Annotated in this window: 15 protein-coding genes; 5 read left to right on the forward strand and 10 right to left on the reverse strand. The window is 61.7% G+C overall.

Going from position 1 to position 17,147, the window contains the following annotated elements; genetic code table 11:
* Positions 1–16 precede the first annotated feature (16 nt).
* On the reverse strand, positions 17–2,263 hold the full coding sequence (locus C4J88_RS25745) for a heavy metal translocating P-type ATPase (protein ID WP_124408446.1): 2,247 nt from the start codon (positions 2,261–2,263) through the stop codon (positions 17–19).
* A gap of 85 nt (positions 2,264–2,348) precedes the next feature.
* On the opposite strand from C4J88_RS25745, the gene cadR reads away from it, so the two are divergent.
* On the forward strand, positions 2,349–2,789 hold the full coding sequence (gene cadR, locus C4J88_RS25750; protein ID WP_124368727.1) for a Cd(II)/Pb(II)-responsive transcriptional regulator: 441 nt from the start codon (positions 2,349–2,351) through the stop codon (positions 2,787–2,789).
* A gap of 133 nt (positions 2,790–2,922) precedes the next feature.
* Here cadR and C4J88_RS25755 read toward each other — a convergent pair whose 3' ends face one another.
* Together C4J88_RS25755 and lgt are read right to left on the reverse strand one after the other, a co-directional pair.
* A complete protein-coding gene (locus C4J88_RS25755; protein WP_124364845.1) occupies positions 2,923–3,756 on the reverse strand; it encodes a thymidylate synthase in 834 nt (277 codons plus the stop codon).
* Between the two features lie 51 nt (positions 3,757–3,807).
* Positions 3,808–4,620, reverse strand: coding sequence for a prolipoprotein diacylglyceryl transferase (gene lgt, locus C4J88_RS25760; protein ID WP_122542012.1), 813 nt, complete (start codon positions 4,618–4,620; stop codon positions 3,808–3,810).
* Between the two features lie 218 nt (positions 4,621–4,838).
* Here lgt and C4J88_RS25765 point away from each other — a divergent pair, with 218 nt between their 5' ends.
* A complete protein-coding gene (locus tag C4J88_RS25765; protein ID WP_124408447.1) occupies positions 4,839–5,585 on the forward strand; it encodes an NRDE family protein in 747 nt (248 codons plus the stop codon).
* Between the two features lie 90 nt (positions 5,586–5,675).
* On the opposite strand, the gene ptsP is transcribed toward C4J88_RS25765, so the two are convergent.
* Together ptsP and C4J88_RS25775 are read right to left on the reverse strand one after the other, a co-directional pair.
* Positions 5,676–7,955, reverse strand: coding sequence for a phosphoenolpyruvate--protein phosphotransferase (ptsP, locus tag C4J88_RS25770; RefSeq protein WP_124364847.1), 2,280 nt, complete (start codon positions 7,953–7,955; stop codon positions 5,676–5,678).
* Between the two features lie 22 nt (positions 7,956–7,977).
* Positions 7,978–8,457 (reverse strand): RNA pyrophosphohydrolase, encoded by a 480-nt coding sequence (locus C4J88_RS25775; RefSeq protein WP_003176750.1) that lies wholly within the window; start codon positions 8,455–8,457, stop codon positions 7,978–7,980.
* 143 nt (positions 8,458–8,600) lie between these two features.
* On the opposite strand from C4J88_RS25775, the gene C4J88_RS25780 reads away from it, so the two are divergent.
* A complete protein-coding gene (locus C4J88_RS25780; RefSeq protein ID WP_124408448.1) occupies positions 8,601–9,257 on the forward strand; it encodes an HAD family phosphatase in 657 nt (218 codons plus the stop codon).
* A 95-nt stretch (positions 9,258–9,352) separates the two neighbouring features.
* Here the strand turns inward: C4J88_RS25780 and C4J88_RS25785 are convergent, their stop codons facing one another.
* The 4 genes from C4J88_RS25785 to ilvA are packed head-to-tail and all read right to left on the reverse strand — an operon-like array spanning position 9,353 to position 13,061.
* Positions 9,353–9,820, reverse strand: a complete 468-nt coding sequence (locus C4J88_RS25785) for a DUF2269 domain-containing protein (protein ID WP_124364849.1) — start codon at positions 9,818–9,820, stop codon at positions 9,353–9,355.
* A complete protein-coding gene (locus tag C4J88_RS25790) occupies positions 9,817–11,082 on the reverse strand; it encodes an SDR family oxidoreductase (protein ID WP_124408449.1) in 1,266 nt (421 codons plus the stop codon). The genes C4J88_RS25785 and C4J88_RS25790 overlap by 4 nt, the downstream gene beginning before the upstream one ends.
* A 10-nt stretch (positions 11,083–11,092) precedes the next feature.
* Complete coding sequence (locus C4J88_RS25795; protein WP_124408450.1) at positions 11,093–11,506, reverse strand: DUF2269 family protein; 414 nt, start codon at positions 11,504–11,506, stop codon at positions 11,093–11,095.
* 40 nt (positions 11,507–11,546) lie between these two features.
* Positions 11,547–13,061 carry a threonine ammonia-lyase, biosynthetic gene (gene ilvA, locus C4J88_RS25800; RefSeq protein WP_124364852.1) on the reverse strand — a complete coding sequence of 505 codons (1,515 nt, stop codon included), beginning with the start codon at positions 13,059–13,061 and terminating at the stop codon, positions 11,547–11,549.
* A 138-nt stretch (positions 13,062–13,199) separates the two neighbouring features.
* Here ilvA and rpiA point away from each other — a divergent pair, with 138 nt between their 5' ends.
* A complete protein-coding gene (rpiA, locus tag C4J88_RS25805; RefSeq protein ID WP_124408451.1) occupies positions 13,200–13,874 on the forward strand; it encodes a ribose-5-phosphate isomerase RpiA in 675 nt (224 codons plus the stop codon).
* A 333-nt stretch (positions 13,875–14,207) separates the two neighbouring features.
* Complete coding sequence (locus C4J88_RS25810) at positions 14,208–16,154, forward strand: autotransporter domain-containing protein (protein ID WP_124408452.1); 1,947 nt, start codon at positions 14,208–14,210, stop codon at positions 16,152–16,154.
* Here the strand turns inward: C4J88_RS25810 and C4J88_RS25815 are convergent, their stop codons facing one another.
* Complete coding sequence (locus tag C4J88_RS25815; RefSeq protein ID WP_124364855.1) at positions 16,155–17,063, reverse strand: SdiA-regulated domain-containing protein; 909 nt, start codon at positions 17,061–17,063, stop codon at positions 16,155–16,157.
* Between the last annotated feature and the right edge of the window lie 84 nt (positions 17,064–17,147).

A 17,147-nucleotide genomic window follows, 5' to 3' on the forward strand; every position in this document is an offset into this window, starting at 1 on the left:
ACCACCCTCTCATCGTCTATTTGCGCAACAGGCGCAAGCCATTGAATACCACCAGCAGGCTGACGCCCATGTCGGCGAACACCGCCATCCACATCGTCGCCATGCCCAGGAAGGTGACCGCCAGGAAGATCGCCTTGATCACCAGCGCCAGGGCGATGTTCTGCTTGAGGATACTCGACGTTTGCCTGGAGAGCCGAATGAATGCCGGGATCTTGCGCAGATCATCGTCCATCAGCGCGACATCGGCGGTCTCGATGGCGGTGTCGGTGCCCGCCGCAGCCATGGCAAAGCCGATTTCGGCGCGTGCCAGGGCCGGGGCGTCGTTGATGCCGTCGCCGACCATGCCGACGCGGTGGCCCTGCCCGTAGAGCGTTTCAATGGCGTGCAGCTTATCGGTGGGCAGCAGGTCGCCCTGGGCCTGGTCGATACCGACCTGGGCGGCAATCGCCTGGGCGGTGTGGGTGTTATCGCCGGTGAGCATCAGGGTCTTGACGCCCAGCTCGTGCAGTTGCCGGATGGCTTCGCGGCTGCTGTCCTTGACCGTGTCGGCTACGGCGAACAGGGCCAGCGGGCCCGACTTGTCGAGCAGCAGCACCACGGACTTGCCTTGTTTTTCCAGGGCGAAGAGTTTCTCTTCCAGGGCCGGCGAGCACAGCCCGAGGTCTTCCACCAGACGGTGGTTGCCCAGGTGGTAGGTTTCGCCGTTTATGTCTCCGCGCACGCCACGACCGGGCAATGCCGCGAAGTTATCCACAACGTAGGACACCAGATTTTTATCCACCGCCGCGTTGGCGATCGCCAAAGACACCGGGTGGTCGGAACGACCGGCCAAACTCGCGGCCAGCGCCGGCGCGCTGTCCTGCACGGTGGCGAACAGCGGCACGTAGTCGGTTTGCACCGGCTTGCCGTGGGTGATGGTGCCGGTCTTGTCCAGGGCAAGGTAGTTGAGCTTGTAACCGCCCTCCAAGTACACGCCGCCCTTGATCAGAATGCCTTTGCGCGCCGCCGCCGCAAGGCCGCTGACAATGGTCACCGGGGTGGAAATCACCAAGGCGCACGGGCACGCGACCACCAGCAACACCAGGGCGCGGTAGATCCAGTCGAACCAGACGCCCGCCATGAACAGCGGCGGTATGACCGCCACGCCCAGGGCAAACAGGAACACCGCGGGTGTATAGACCTTGGCGAAGCGGTCGACAAAACGCTGGGTCGGCGCCCGGGCGCCCTGGGCCTGCTCCACCGCGTGGATGATCCGCGCCAACGTGGAGTTGTTGGCCGCTGCGGTCACCTTGTATTCCAGGGAACCGGCCTGGTTGATCGTACCGGCGAAGACTTTATCGCCCACGGTTTTTTCGATCGGCAGGCTTTCACCGGTGATCGGCGCCTGGTCGATAGTGGATTGACCGGCCGTCACCTCACCGTCCAGGCCAATGCGTTCGCCAGGCTTTACCCGCACGATGGCGCCAGGACCGATACTTTTGACCTCTTGCTCCAGCCATGAACCGTCCGCCTGGCGCACCGTGGCCTGCTCCGGGGTCATTTGCATCAGACCGCTGATGGCATTGCGCGCACGGTCCAGGGACTTGGCCTCGATCAACTCGGCCACGGTAAACAGGAACATCACCATCGCCGCTTCCGGCCATTGGCCGATCAGCACGGCGCCGGTCACGGCGATACTCATCAGCGCGTTGATGTTCAGGTTCAGGTTTTTCAGGGCAATCCAGCCCTTTTTGTAGGTGGTGAGGCCACCGCTGAGGATCGACACGAGCGCCACCAGGGCAATCACCCAGGTCGGCGCCACGCCAGTGAAATGCAGGACTTCCGCGCCCAATGCGCCCACGCCCGAGACTGCCAGCGGCCACCAGTGCTTCTTGGCGGGCGGCGCGGCGGCGGGGGTGCCTTCTTCGATCGGGTCGGCCTGCATGCCGATGGATTTGATGGCGTCGATGATCGGCGCAGTGCTCGGCAAGTCGTGGGTGACGCCGAGGATGCGGTTGATCAGGTTGAATTCCAGCTGCTGCACACCGGCGAGCTTGCCCAGTTTGTTCTGGATCAGCGTTTGTTCGGTGGGGCAGTCCATCGCTTCGATGCGAAAGGTGCTCAGGCGCGAGCCGGCGGTGGGGGCGTCGCTCAGCTGTACTTTTGCAGGCGCCGGAGTGCCGGAGCAGCACCCGCCGCCGTGGTCATGCACCGGCTTGAGCGTTTGCTCGCCGTGATCATGCTCGTGATCGTGCTTATGCGGGGTGTGGAGGGAATCGCTCATGCTGTCGCGTCCGTAAAAGTGCCTGTTGCCAAGTAAAGACCCTGTAGCCACTATAGGGTCAAGCACCCATTTGGAGATTGCTGCGATGAAGATCGGCGAACTGGCCAAACTGACCGACTGCCCGGTGGAAACCATCCGTTATTACGAGAAGGAAAGTCTGCTGCCACCCCCGGCGCGCACGGAGGGCAACTACCGGGTGTACACCCAGGCGCACACCGAGCGGCTGATCTTTATCCGCAACTGCCGCAGCCTCGACATGACCCTGGAAGAAATCCGCAGCCTGCTCAGCCTGCGTGACAGCCCACAGGATCAATGCGAAAGCGTGAATGCGTTGATCGACGAACATATCCACCATGTGAAAGCGCGGATCGATGGGCTGCTGGCGTTGCAGGAGCAATTGCTGGACTTGCGCCAGCGCTGTGGCGGCGGGGCGCAGTGCGGGATCTTGCAGCGTTTGGAGGTCAGCGGCAGCGTGCAGGCCAGCGAGGCCGAGCCGTCGCATGTGGGCAGAAGCCACGGGCACTGAGCCTGGGGAGAAACCCAATCAACCTGTGGGAGGGAGCTTGCTCCCGATGGCGGTCTGTCAGTAATCAATGCTCTGACTGTTACACCGCTATCGGGAGCAAGCCCCCTCCCACAGGTTGGACCGGCGTAGCCTGTTAGATCGCGACGTCAGCCTTGATGCTTGGGTCGGCGTCGTAGCCGACGATTTCAAAGTCTTCGAACTTGTAGTCGTATATCGACGCAGGTTTACGCTTGATCACCAGTTCCGGCAGCTTCTTCGGCGTGCGCGCGAGCTGGGTCTGGATCTGCTCCATGTGGTTGCTGTACGCGTGGGTGTCGCCGGTGGTGACGATGATCTCGTGGGGGATCAGGTCGCACTGCTGGGCCAGCATGTGGGTCAACAACGCCAGGGCGGCAGTGTTATAGGGCAGGCCGAGGAATACATCGGAGCTGCGGATGTATAACTGCATCGACAGATGGCCGTCGTGCACGAACGCCTGGTACAGCAGGTGGCACGGTGGCAAGGCCTGCTTGCCATTGCGCGCGTTTTCCTGAGGGCTCTTGGTTTCGTCCGGCAGGTATTCGACGTTCCAGCCGTGGAACAGGATGCGGCGGCTGTTGGGGTTGGTCTTCAACGTCTCGACCATGTAGTCGATCTGGTTGATCTTGCCGCCGTCCTTGGTGGGCCAGGCGGTCCACTGTTCGCCGTACACCGGGCCCAGGTCGCCGTCTTCGGTGGCCCATTCATCCCAGATGCGCACGCCGTTTTCGTTGAGCCACTTGATGTTGGTGTTGCCGCTCAACATCCAGATCAGTTCGTTGGCGATACTTTTGAAATGCAGCTTCTTGGTGGTCAGCAGCGGGAAGCCGTCGGCCAGGTTATGCCGATACTGACGGGCGAACACGGCCTTGGTGCCGGTGCCGGTACGATCGCCCTTGGTCAGGCCATTGGTCACGACGTCGTGCAGGAGTTCGAGGTATTGCTTCATGTGGGTACCCGTATCGTTGAAGCCGAGGCGCACACGCCTCGGCGTTCGAATTTAAAGCGCGGTGCTCTTGATGCCTTGTGGGCGGTTGTAAGCCCACCACAGCAGGCCGAGGCCGACCAGGATCATCGGAATGCTGAGCACCTGCCCCATGGTCAACCAGCCCCACGCCAGGTAGCCCAACTGCGCATCCGGTACGCGCACGAACTCGACGATGAAGCGGAAGATCCCGTAGAACAGCGCGAACATCCCCGACACGGCCATGGTTGGGCGTGGCTTGCGCGAGAAGATGTACAGGATGAGGAACAATGCCACACCTTCCAGGGCGAACTGGTACAGCTGCGACGGATGGCGCGGCAGTTGCGCCGGGTCGCTGAACGGCGGGAACACCATGGCCCACGGCACATCGGTCGGCTTGCCCCACAGCTCGGCGTTGATGAAGTTACCGATACGCCCAGCGCCCAGGCCAATCGGCACCAGCGGCGCGACGAAGTCCATCAGCTGGAAAAACGACTTGCCGTTGCGCCGGCCAAACCACCAGGCGGCGATCATCACGCCGATAAACCCGCCGTGGAACGCCATGCCGCCCTTCCACACCTCAAAGATCAGCGTCGGATTGGCGATGTAGGCCGACAGATCGTAGAACAACACATACCCGAGTCGCCCACCGACAATGACCCCCATCGACAACCAGAACACCATGTCGGAGAGTTTCTCCTTGGTCCAGGTCGGGTCGAAACGGTTCAGGCGCCGGGACGCCAGCAGCCAGGCACCGCCGATGCCGATCAGGTACATCAACCCATACCAATGGATTTTCAGCGGACCGATGGCCAGGGCCACCGGGTCGATCTGCGGGTAAGGCAGCATTGCGACTCCTCGTTAAAACATATAGTCATGACGCACCGGACCATGCCGATGCGCGATTAAGCCTGCGTTACAGCTGCGAGATCAAATTAAGAAGTTCACATACACACCAAACAGCCCGGCATGTTAACGGATGGAAGGTGCGCGGCCCAACTTCGTTACGATGGAACGCCTGCGGTTCTGTGAGTAGAGTGAAGAAAAAACACACAAGGGATCGCCCGATGTGCCTGATTGTTTTTGCCTGGCGGCCGGGCCATGCCCAGCCGCTGATCGTCGCGGCCAACCGTGATGAATTCTACGCCCGGCCCAGCCTGCCGCTGGCTCAATGGCCGGATGCACCACAGGTCTACGCCGGCCGCGATCAGGAAGCGGGCGGCACTTGGCTGGGGGTGAACGCCGACGGGCGTTTTGCCGCGCTCACCAATATCCGCGACCCGCACCAGCCGCCGTCACGCAAGTCCCGGGGTGAGCTGGTGGCGCGCTTTCTCAGTGGTTCGCTGCCGATTGACGAGTATTTGGCGGATGTTAACGGACGTTCGATTGAATACGCCGGGTTTAATCTATTAGTGGGCACGCGGGATGAGCTTTGGCACTACAACGCCAACGAGACCGAGCCGACGCGGTTGAAGGCGGGCGTGTACGGTTTATCCAATGCCGGTTTGGATACGCCCTGGCCGAAGCTGCTCAAGGCCAAGGCGGCACTCGCTGAAATCCTCGACGATCCGCAGCCGGACGCGTTGCTGAGGATCTTGAGTGACCCGCAGACCGCACCGTTTGCTGAACTGCCGGATACCGGTGTGGGCCTGGCGACGGAGAGTCTGTTGTCGAGTGTGTTTATCGCCAGCCCCAGCTACGGGACGCGGGCGAGCACGGCGTTGATCGTGAATGCCGACGGCACGCGGCGGATGGTGGAGCGCAGTTTCGGGCCGCAGGGTGGCAGACTGGGCGAGGTAGACATCAACCTGTAGGAGCGAGCTTGCTCGCGAAAAACCTGAGAACGCCGCGGGAATTCAGGCTCCCCGCGTTATCGTTGACGTTCTTCGCGAGCAAGCTCGCTCCTACAGGGTTTTTGCAGAAGCCGGGTTGATCATCCGCGTCAGCCCCAGGTTCTTCAGCGCCAATTGCAGCGAGCTGTGGATAACTTGCGGGTTGTCGATGGTCATCAACTCGGCGAGCAAATCCTTGGCCATGCTCAATTCAACCTGGCGCAGCATCCACTTCACTTTGGGCAAGTTGGTGGCGTTCATCGACAGGCTGTCAAAGCCCATCGCCATCAACAGCACCGCCGCTGCCGGGTCGCCCGCCATTTCACCGCAGATACTCACCGGTTTGCCTTCGGCATGGGCGTCGCGCACCACATGCTGCAGCGCTTGCAGCACGGCCGGGTGCAGGTAGTCGTACAGGTCGGCTACCCGCGGGTTGTTGCGGTCCACGGCGAGCAGGTATTGGGTCAGGTCGTTGGAGCCTACCGACAGGAAGTCCACCTGCCGTGCCAGCTCCTTGGCCTGGTACACCGCCGCCGGGATTTCGATCATCACGCCAATCGGCGGCATCGGCACGTCGGCGCCTTCGTCGCGCACTTCGCCCCACGCACGGTGGATCAGGTGCAGGGCTTCTTCCAGCTCGTGGGTGCCGGAGATCATCGGCAGCAGGATGCGCAGGTTATTCAGGCCTTCGCTGGCCTTGAGCATGGCGCGGGTCTGCACCAGGAAAATCTCAGGGTGGTCGAGAGTGACGCGAATCCCGCGCCAGCCGAGGAAGGGGTTGTCTTCCTTGATCGGGAAATACGACAGTGACTTGTCGCCGCCGATATCCAGGCTGCGCATGGTCACCGGCAACGGGTGGAAGGCCTGCAGTTGCTCGCGATAAATCGCCAGCTGCTCCTTCTCACTCGGAAAACGCTGGTTGATCATGAACGGCACTTCGGTGCGGTACAGCCCCACCCCTTCAGCGCCGCGCTGTTGCGCCCGGGCCACATCGGCCAGCAGGCCGGTGTTCACCAGCAGCGGCACGCGATGGCCGTCGAGGGTCACGCACGGCAACTCGCGCAACGAGTCGAGGCCCAGCGCCAGTTGTTTCTCTTCCTCGACCACTTCGGCGTATTGCTTGCGCAGCAGTTCGCTGGGGTTGGTAAAGACTTCGCCGCGATGGCCATCGACGATCATGTCGATGCCATCCACCTTGGAATACGGCAGGTCCACCAGGCCCATCACCGTCGGAATGCCCATGGCGCGAGCCAGGATCGCAACGTGGGAGTTACCCGAGCCCAATACCGAGACCAGGCCGACCAATTTGCCCTCAGGCACTTCGCCGAGCATGGTGGCGGTCAGCTCTTCGCTGATCAGAATGGTGTTGTCGGGGTAGACCAGATTGGTGGTGCGGTCTTCCTGCAGGTAGGCCAGCAGACGGCGACCGAGGTCGCGCACATCCGAGGCACGCTCGCGCAGGTAGGCGTCGTCCATCAATTCGAAACGGTTGACGTGATCGGTGACCACCTGGCGCAGCGCGCCCTGGGCCCACTGGCCGGTCTTGATCACGGTCTTGACTTCATTACCCAGGGACGCGTCGTCGAGCATCATCTGGTACACGTCGAACAGCGCACGCTCTTCCGGGCGCAACTGGGTGGCCAGCTTGGTCGACAGGTTGCGCATGTCGGCGCGCACGCCTTCCAGGGCGGTCTTGAACAGTTTGATTTCAGCGTCGATGTCGTGAACGGTCTTGTCCGGTACCACATCGAGGTCGGCCGGTGGCAGCATGACCACCGCCGTACCGACGGCGGCGCCCGGCGAACCCGGCACGCCGACGAACTTGGCCTCCTGGATGCCCTTGCCCTGGCGACCCAGGCCGCGAATCGAGCCCGTAGCTTCGGCGTGGGCGATAACCCCGGCCAGCTGCGCGCTCATGGTCACCAGGAAGGCTTCTTCACCTTCGTCGAACTGGCGGCGTTCTTTCTGTTGGATGACCAGCACGCCCACGACGCGGCGGTGGTGAATGATCGGCGCGCCGAGGAATGAGGCGTAGCGCTCTTCGCCGGTTTCGGCAAAATAGCGATAACGCGGGTGATCGGCCGCGTTTTCAAGGTTCAGGGGTTCTTCACGCGTCCCCACCAGGCCCACCAGACCTTCATTGGGCGCCATGCTGACTTTGCCGATGGAGCGCTTGTTCAAGCCCTCGGTGGCCATCAGCACAAAACGGTTGGTCTCGGGGTCCAGCAGGTAAACCGAGCAGACCTGGCTGCCCATGGCTTCCTTGACGCGCAACACAATAATCCCCAACGCCGCCTTGAGATCCTTGGCGGAGTTAACTTCCTGGACGATCTTGCGCAGCGTATTGAGCATGGCTCGGGGTCGAACTCCGTCGTCAGTCGCGCGCTAAAAGGCGCGGGGCAAGCTCTTTGAGAGCGCGACGATAAACCTCGCGCTTGAATGTCACCACCTGGCCCAGCGGATACCAATAACTGACCCAGCGCCAGCCATCGAACTCCGGTTTACCGGTCAAATCCATCCGCACCCGCTGCTCATTGGAGATCAGGCGCAGGAGAAACCATTTCTGCTTCTGGCCGATACACAGCGGTTGGCTGTGGGTACGCACCAGGCGTTGCGGCAAACGATAGCGCAACCAGCCCCGGGTGCAGGCCAGAATCTGCACATCTTCGCGCTCAAGGCCGACTTCTTCGTTCAACTCACGGTACAAGGCGTCTTCAGGGGTTTCGTCGGGGTTGATCCCACCTTGAGGAAACTGCCAGGCATCTTGGTTGATTCGGCGAGCCCATAGCACCTGTCCGGCATCATTCGTAAGAATAATCCCGACATTAGGACGGAAACCATCGGGGTCGATCACGGCAACAACCTCGCAAACGCATGTCGCCGCATTGTTCCACAAAGGTTCATCCAGCGGCAACGAGGCTTCTTACCTTATGTGCACTCTTGTGAAAAGACCGTATTCTGGACGCCTTTTTACAGACTTTTCAGCGAGTAACCGCAATGCGCCTAGCTTTATTCGACTTGGACAACACGCTCCTGGGCGGTGACAGCGATCACGCCTGGGGTGATTACCTGTGTGAACGCAGGATTCTCGACCCGGTAGCTTACAAGGCGCGTAACGACGCGTTCTATCAGGACTACCTGGCCGGCAAGCTGGACAACGCCGCTTACCTGAACTTCTGCCTGGAAATCCTCGGCCGCACCGAGATGGCTCAGTTGGACGAATGGCACAACGACTACATGCGCGACTGCATCGAGCCGATCATGCTGCCCAAGGCCATGGAACTGCTGGCCAGGCACCGCGCCGCTGGCGACATGCTGGTGATCATCACCGCCACCAACCGTTTCGTCACTGCGCCGATTGCCGCACGGCTGGGGGTTGAAACCCTGATCGCCACCGAGTGCGAGATGGAAAATGGCCGCTACACCGGGCGCAGCACCGATGTGCCGTGCTTTCGTGAAGGCAAGGTGACGCGCTTGAACCGTTGGCTGGAAGAGACCGGGTATAGCCTGGAAGACAGCTACTTCTATAGCGACTCGATGAATGATTTGCCGCTGCTGGAGCAGGTGACTCATCCGGTGGCGGTGGATCCTGATCCGAATTTGCGGGCCGAGGCTGAGAAGCGTGGCTGGCCGGTGATCACCCTGCGCAGCTGATACAGCTATCGGGGGCAAGCCCCCTCCCACACTTGGAATGCATTTCAAATGTGGGAGGGGGCTTGCTCCCGATGCAGGCGACACGGGCCCAAGCCTTACATAGGCTTGGCCACCATCAGGTAGAAAATCGCCATGAACGCCAGGAATGCAGGCCAACCCAGGCCAAACCACCAGCGCATATAGGTTGCGGCCTTGAGTGGCATCGTCGTACCTTCGCGCAACGCCTGTTCCGCCATCTGGTGCACACGAATCTGCAACCACACCACTGGCAGCCAGCAGATCCCCGCCAACACATACAAACCGAACGTCCACTGCAACCAACTCTGCTGCAACGACCAACCCGCCAGATGCATCAAGCCGATCCCACTCAATGGCTGGAACACTGCCGTGGTCGCGGTAAACGCCCAGTCGGCAAAGACCAGGTGCTTGAATGTTACGGCGATCACTTCCACTTTGCCGCTGCGCCAGGCGCGCAACGCGTAGTAGGCCGAGCCCGCGCCCAGCCCGAACAGGATGGTGGACGAAAGGATATGCAGGGTTTTGAGCAGCAGGTAAGCACTCATCGGCGACACTCATTCACAGTAGGTTCAGTCCAAAAAAGCCATAACGTAGCCACCATCAGCACCAGGTTCTTGGCGACGGCGGCGTAGGGGTCGAACCAGTAGTGGGGCAAAACGAAGCTGATGACTACGGTGTATCCGGCCATCAACAACAGTTGCAATAGCAGGGTGTGGCGCCGCCAGCGCCTGATCAGCAGCCCGATGCCCAACAGACCATCGCACAGCGACCCGCCGATCACCGCCAGCATCGCCCAAACACCGTGCACGCCTGCCTGCGCCATGATGCGCAAGCCCCACTCGTACCCCGGCCCCAGGCACACCGCTGCGGTGCCCAGCCAGATCAGCACCAGCACCGCCAGCATCAAGGGACGGACCGTAAGCTGGCTGCTCACGGCCGCTGTCGGCCAGCCCTGCAAACGCGACGACAGCGGTGCCGCCGAATAACCGCAGACCGAAGCCAGCACCTCGGGGTCGGCCACGTTGTCCTGTTGTGCCAGAGTAATGCTTTGTCTGTTCAGCGCACGCCAACCCAGGCAGTCGCCCACCCGACCGCTCAACCCTAGCAGCGGCGCCTGGACGTATCGGCCCGGCGCCCAGCCTTGTACGGCGCGCAAGTGATCAATGACCTGGCTCAGCCGCATCGGTTCAGGCCCTACCAATGGCAACACCATCGCTTCAACTGGCCACCGACGCAGCAATGCCAGTACGGCCCCGACGACGTCAGCGATATGCACCGGTTGCAGATGGGCCTTGAGGTCCAGCAACGGGATCAGCGGCCACGGCGAAAGCGCGGCGAGCCAGGCACTGCTGGCGCCGCCCTCACCCACCACCAATGAGGGTCGCAATATCACCGCTTCAATCCCGAGGCCAAGCAGATAGTCGTCAGCCGCGCCTTTGCTGGCGAGAAACGGCACATCGGACTGCGCTGAAGCGCCCAGGGCGGAAACCTGCAGCACTCGCACGCCGCGCTGCGCCGCCAGATCGAACAACGCGCAAGTGCCCCGGTCCTGCACCCGGCTCAGCTCGGCCGCATCCACGCTCAGCAGACCGGCTGCATTGATCAGTAAATCAACGGATTCGGGAAAGTCGAAACCTTCGGGGTCGACGGCCAGCAGGTTCAGATCCAGCGGGCGCCACTCCACGCCCGGCCAATTCTGGCTTCGAGGCTCGCGACAAGTAGCGACCACTTGATGCCCCGCCTGCTGCAGAGCCAGCAACAGGTGGCGCCCGACAAACCCGGTGGCGCCTACCAGAAGAATGTTCATGAAGCTCCTTTCAAACCGGCTTGGCCCCCATGAGCCCGGCAATCGCCACAAACCCCACCAGGCTGACCACCGCCAGCACCAAGGTAAAATTCAGGCTACCGCCCTCGCCTTTACGCAGCCGATTGAGCCGTGCCACCAGCCAGAACCAGGCCAGTGCCGCCACGGTATACAGAATGCTGGAACCCAGGATCCAGGTTTGCCCCAGCGGCCAGCCGACCAAGTGCACCATCCACCAGCCGGTGAGCGGCATGCTCACCAAACAAATGCCCATCAGCAGCCAGACGAACGCCCACGGGCGTTGCACGATCATCGCCGGGCCGGCGCTGCGCTTGCGCCAGGCCAGCCCTGCCAGGCCCAGGCCGCTGAGCAGCAGCAACACGGTGGCGGCGATGTGAATAACCTTGAGGGTGGTCAGCGTTTCCATAGTCTCGATTCCTTGAAGGCCGCTCAGTCAGCGTAGTCGCTCAACCGAGGAACAACTGGTAGGCCGGGTTTTCGCTTTCATCCCAATACGGGTAGCCGATCTCGGCCAGGGCGGCCGGGACCAGGTGGCGCTCGTCCGCCGGTACTTGCAGGCCGGCGACCACCCGGCCGTCAGCCGCGCCGTGGTTGCGGTAGTGGAACATCGAGATATTCCAGCGCCCGCCCAGTTTGTTAAGAAAGTTGAACAACGCCCCCGGCCGCTCCGGAAATTCAAAACGAAACACCAGCTCGTCACTGACCTTGGCCGCATGCCCGCCGACCATATGGCGGATGTGCAATTTGGCCAATTCGTTTTCGGTGAGGTCCAGCACCGGGAAACCCTGGTCGGTAAGGCTGGCGATCAATGCGCTGCGCGGGTCGTTTTCCGGGTGGGTCTGCACGCCGACGAAGATGTGCGCCTCGCTGCCGGTGTGATAGCGGTAGTTGAATTCGGTGATCTGGCGCTTGCCCACCGCCTCGCAGAATGCCTTGAAGCTGCCCGGCTTCTCGGGAATGGTCACGGCGATGATGGCTTCGCGGCCTTCACCCAGCTCGGCCCGTTCGGCCACATGGCGCAGGCGGTCGAAGTTGACGTTGGCGCCGGAGTCGATGGCGACGAAAGTTTGGCCGCTGACGCCACGGGTCTCGACATACTTCTTGATCCCGGCCACGCCCAATGCGCCTGCCGGCTCGGTGATCGAGCGCGTGTCGTCGTAGATATCCTTGATTGCCGCACAGATTTCATCGGTGCTGACGGTGATCACTTCATCCACATAGTCTTTGCAGATGTCGAAGGTGTGCTGGCCAATCTGCGCCACCGCCACGCCATCGGCGAAGAGGCCGACGGTCGGCAGCACAACGCGCTCACCCGCCGCCATCGCCGCTTGCAGGCAGTTGGAGTCGTCCGGCTCGACGCCGATGATCTTGATGTCCGGGCGCAGGTATTTCACATACGCCGCAATCCCGGCGATCAGCCCGCCGCCGCCCACCGGCACGAAGATCGCGTCCAATGGCCCTGGGTGCTGGCGCAGGATCTCCATCGCCACGGTGCCCTGCCCGGCAATGGTGTGCGGATCATCATAGGGGTGAATGTAGACGTAGCCTTTTTCATCGACCAGCTTCAGCGAATAGGCCAGGGCTTCCGGGAAAGAATCACCGTGCAGCACCACCTTGCCGCCACGCGAGCGCACGCCTTCGACCTTGATTTCCGGGGTGGTCTTGGGCATCACGATCGTGGCCTTGACCCCCAGCACCTTGGCCGCCAGGGCCAGGCCCTGGGCATGGTTGCCCGCCGAGGCGGTGACCACGCCGCGTGCGCGCTCCTCTGCGCTGAGCTGGCACAGCTTGTTGTAGGCGCCGCGAATCTTGAACGAGAACACCGGCTGCAAGTCTTCGCGCTTGAGCCAAATCTGGTTGCCCAGCCGCTCGGAAAGCTGGCGGGCAGTCTGCAGGGGTGTTTCTACGGCAACGTCGTAAACGCGCGAGGTGAGGATCTTTTTGACGTAGTGTTCAAGCATCGGCAGGCATCTACTTCAGGGGTTGGGCAGGGCCAGGGAGTCTAACCCGGCTTTTGGCCGGGAGACCACACGAATCCCAAGGTTTGTTGGGGTATACTCGCCGCCCTCGATCACTCCCCCGCCCGTTCCGGAGCCCGCATGACCCAGGATCAACTCAAACAGGCAGTGGCCCAGGCCGCTGTCGATTTAATCCTTCCCAAACTCGACGACAAGAGCATCGTCGGTGTCGGCACCGGCTCCACCGCCAACTGCTTTATCGATGCGCTGGCCCAGCATAAAGGTGCGTTCGATGGCGCAGTGGCCAGCTCCGAAGCGACCGCCGCGCGCCTCAAAGGCCATGGCATTCCGGTGTACGAACTCAACACCGTGAGCGACCTGGAGTTCTACATCGACGGCGCGGACGAAAGCGACGAGCACCTGAACCTGATCAAAGGCGGCGGCGCAGCCCTGACCCGCGAGAAGATCGTCGCGGCCGTGGCCAAGACCTTCATCTGCATTGCCGACGCCAGCAAGCTGGTGCCGGTGCTCGGTGCATTCCCGCTGCCGGTGGAAGTCATCCCGATGGCCCGCAGCCACGTAGCCCGCGAGCTGGTGAAACTGGGCGGCGACCCGGTGTACCGCGAAGGCGTGTTGACCGATAACGGCAACATCATCCTCGATGTGTTCAACATGCAGATCACTAATCCGGTGGAACTGGAGACGCAGATCAACGCCATCGTTGGCGTGGTCACCAATGGCCTGTTCGCTGCGCGCCCGGCGGATGTGCTGCTGTTGGGTACCCCGGAAGGCGTGAAAACCCTCAAAGCTAAATAACACCGCAGTTCAAATGTGGGAGGGGGCTTGCTCCCGATGGCAGTGTGTCAGTCAGAATATCTGGTACTGATACACCGCTATCGGGAGCAAGCCCCCTCCCACATTTGATAGCGATCCGGTCTGGATTTCTGTAACACAAACGCTACTTTTCGCAGCACTCCTCTCCAAAACCGTGCGCTCTGTCACGCCCCGTCTGGTATCCAATCCGTTACAAATTACAAACAAGCGACCCACGCGTTTAACAATGCGCCAATTCGCCGCCGCCCATGGAATGAGGCGCGCATTGTGCAAAGCGTCTGCGCTTGAACCTCTCATCACCTCAAGGAAGACCCTGTGATAAAGCCCCTAGCCTTCGCTCTCAGCGTCGCCGGCACCCTGCTGTCGACGCACCTTCAGGCCTATGATTATGGCCAGCACGCCACCACCACCCTGGAAAAACTGATCAACGACTACCCCGGGCGTTATCGCGGCACGGCCAATTTCGCCGGGGCGGCCGATTGGATGCAGAGCCAGATGGGCACGGGCTACAGCATCAGTCGCCAGGACTTCACCTGGAACAACGGCAGCCGCGCCTCGCAAAACGTGGTGGCCTACGCCGCCGGCACTAAACCGCAGTACGTGGTGATCGGCGCGCACTTCGATACCTACTTCGGTCGCCCTACCCTGCAAGGCCTGGACGACAACGGCTCCGGCGCCAGCGTGCTCACCGAGGTGGCGAAGAACCTGGGCGGGCTGCAACTGGAAAATGGCTTGCAGGTGGTGGGCTTCGGCGCGGAAGAAGAAGGCTTGCGAGGGTCCAAGGCCTTCGTTGAGTCCCTGAGCGCAAGCCAACGCGCCAACATGCTCGCGATGATCAACCTCGACAGCCTGATCACCGGCGACATGATGTATGCCCACGCCGGCCAGAACAGCGCGGCCAACCCCAGCCTGGCGGCGTTGCGCGAACACACCTTCCAGATCGCCAGGGAACTGAATATCCCCCTGCTCACCAACCCCGGCCTGGACCCGCAATACCCCAAGGGCACCGGCTGCTGCAGCGATGGCGAACCGTTCGAACCGCTGAATATCCCGATCCTGTATGTCGAGGCGACCAATTGGGAGCTGGGCGACCTGGATGGCTACACCCAGACCGACAATCCGAAAATCCCCGGCGGCTCGACCTGGCACGACCCGAACGAAGACAATAAAGCCGTGCTCACCGATGCCTTCGGCCAGGCGCGCATCGATCAGCGCCTGCGCGATTATTCGCGCCTGCTCAGCCGCCTGGTGCTGGAACTGACCAATGCCGACTTGATGGCCTCGACCGCCTCGGGCGGCGCCGTCGCACGCAATATGCAGGACAACCTGCAGCGTCAACATCAGGCCGCCGTGCGCTTGCACGAGCGCCGCTGGCTGACCTTGCAGTCGGCCAGTCGCGAAGTGGGCAGCTTCGATGGCGAGATCGGTGTGGACGGCCAATACAACCCGGACAGCGGTTTCGACCGCGCGCCCAACCCAGAGGCCCGGCAGTTGGGCGTGCATGCGCTGGGCGACTACCAGCTGAGCTCAGCCTTGAACATCGGCGCCAGCCTGAGCTACCGCAACGGCCGCGACACGCTGGAGCACCGCGGCAAACTCGATAGCGACACCTGGCAGGCCGCCGTCTACGCCCTGCTTAACGACGGCGGGCCGAGCTGGCTGGCCGGTGACCTGAGCGCCGGCCATACGCGCTTCGATTCCAAACGCAACCTGCTGATCCAGGCCAGCGGCGGGCCGGTGCTGCTCAACCAGCACCTGACCGGCAAGACCGACGCGCTGTCCCTCGGCGCACGGGTGCTGGGCGGCTATGACTTCGATTTCGGTGCCCTCCAGAGCGGACCCTTTGCCGGGCTCGATTACAGCCACTACCGCATCGATCAGTTCCACGAGAAGCAGAACCTGCGCACCGCGCTGGACTACGAAGAGCAGTCGTTCGATTCCCTGGAAGCCAGCCTGGGCTGGCGCGTGCGCGGTGCTGTCGCTCTGCCTTACGGCTTGAGCCTGATGCCTTACGGCAACATCGCGTGGGTCAAGGAATTGGCCGATGGGCGTCTCGACGACCTGCAACTGACCGCCCGCGCCGATGGCCAGGCCCGCACCGCGAAACTGGGGTCAGTCGATAAACGTTTTGGCCGTGCGCAGATCGGCAGCCAATTGGCGATCACCCCGCAATTGGGGGTGTACGCCGAAGTGAACAGTCGACTCGGCCATGCCGAGGGCAGCCAGACCGGCTACTCGCTGGGTGTGCAGTGGATGTTCTGATCAGGGCTTCTTGAACACATAGAACAGGTTTGGCTCACTGACGAGGTACAGCGTGCCCTCGTCATCCATGGCGATCCCTTCGGCCTGCGGCACGCGCTTTTTCAGGCCATGGCGCCCGTTGAGCAGTGACAGACTGCTTAACGGGCGACCATCGATATCCAGTTCCAGCACCAGGAACGACTCATCGGAAAGCGCCAGTAAATGGCCGCTGCGCTCGTCGTATTGCAGGCTCGACAGGTCGCGCACAAACAACCCGGCATCACGCTTGGGATTGTTGATCACATGCACCGAGTAGGTTTTTTCCGCTTTGAAATGGGGAAAGCCGTGGACCTCATAGATCACCATCGGGTCGCGTTCCTTGGCGACAAACAGGCGCTTGCCCACCGAGTCATAGGCCAGGCCTTCGAAACCCTTGTTGCTGCCAATGTGCACGCCAAGGGTCATCTGCTCCGCATCGGCGGCATCGAGAAATTGCGTGTCATCGTCCACATGCACTTTGATCAGGCGCTGCTGGCGCTCGTCACTGATCACGTAAATATTGTCGCTGATGAACTCCACTGCCTCGGCATCGCCAAACCCGACCAGGGGAATACGCCGCAGGATCTTGCCTTGCAGGGACAGCTCGACCAACTCGGCGTTTTTATTGGTGACGGTAAACAGGCTTTTGCGCACCGGGTCGTAGGTGAGGGCCGACACATCGTCGTCGAGCCCTTCGATCACCTGGCCTTCCAGGGAGACGCGGTAATCGGCCAGGCCGATGCCGCGTTCATCCGCTGGCTGGTGCCACACCTGCCAGTTGAACCAGGCACGCTCGAACAGACGGAATTGCTGCGCAACGATCGCGGCAGCGACCAGCGCAATCAACAGCAGGATTAAAAGAGCAGGTTTGGGGCGGGCAAATCGACGCATCGTGGCGGGCTCAGAGAAAACTGGCGAATAGATATCAAGGTCGCCTGAATTTAAACTTAAACGCAACGGGCTGTCTGGTGAATG

This window comes from Pseudomonas sp. R4-39-08, from assembly GCF_003852275.1.
Taxonomy (GTDB): domain Bacteria; phylum Pseudomonadota; class Gammaproteobacteria; order Pseudomonadales; family Pseudomonadaceae; genus Aquipseudomonas.

What these genes read in the sequence shown, in the direction of transcription:
- C4J88_RS25745 (WP_124408446.1), bottom strand. Translation starts at nt 2,263, where the DNA reads ATGAGCGATTCCCTCCACACCCCGCATAAGCACGATCACGAGCATGAT.
- cadR (WP_124368727.1), top strand. Translation starts at nt 2,349, where the DNA reads ATGAAGATCGGCGAACTGGCCAAACTGACCGACTGCCCGGTGGAAACC.
- C4J88_RS25755 (WP_124364845.1), bottom strand. Translation starts at nt 3,756, where the DNA reads ATGAAGCAATACCTCGAACTCCTGCACGACGTCGTGACCAATGGCCTG.
- lgt (WP_122542012.1), bottom strand. Translation starts at nt 4,620, where the DNA reads ATGCTGCCTTACCCGCAGATCGACCCGGTGGCCCTGGCCATCGGTCCG.
- C4J88_RS25765 (WP_124408447.1), top strand. Translation starts at nt 4,839, where the DNA reads ATGTGCCTGATTGTTTTTGCCTGGCGGCCGGGCCATGCCCAGCCGCTG.
- ptsP (WP_124364847.1), bottom strand. Translation starts at nt 7,955, where the DNA reads ATGCTCAATACGCTGCGCAAGATCGTCCAGGAAGTTAACTCCGCCAAG.
- C4J88_RS25780 (WP_124408448.1), top strand. Translation starts at nt 8,601, where the DNA reads ATGCGCCTAGCTTTATTCGACTTGGACAACACGCTCCTGGGCGGTGAC.
- C4J88_RS25785 (WP_124364849.1), bottom strand. Translation starts at nt 9,820, where the DNA reads ATGAGTGCTTACCTGCTGCTCAAAACCCTGCATATCCTTTCGTCCACC.
- C4J88_RS25790 (WP_124408449.1), bottom strand. Translation starts at nt 11,082, where the DNA reads ATGAACATTCTTCTGGTAGGCGCCACCGGGTTTGTCGGGCGCCACCTG.
- C4J88_RS25795 (WP_124408450.1), bottom strand. Translation starts at nt 11,506, where the DNA reads ATGGAAACGCTGACCACCCTCAAGGTTATTCACATCGCCGCCACCGTG.
- ilvA (WP_124364852.1), bottom strand. Translation starts at nt 13,061, where the DNA reads ATGCTTGAACACTACGTCAAAAAGATCCTCACCTCGCGCGTTTACGAC.
- rpiA (WP_124408451.1), top strand. Translation starts at nt 13,200, where the DNA reads ATGACCCAGGATCAACTCAAACAGGCAGTGGCCCAGGCCGCTGTCGAT.
- C4J88_RS25815 (WP_124364855.1), bottom strand. Translation starts at nt 17,063, where the DNA reads ATGCGTCGATTTGCCCGCCCCAAACCTGCTCTTTTAATCCTGCTGTTG.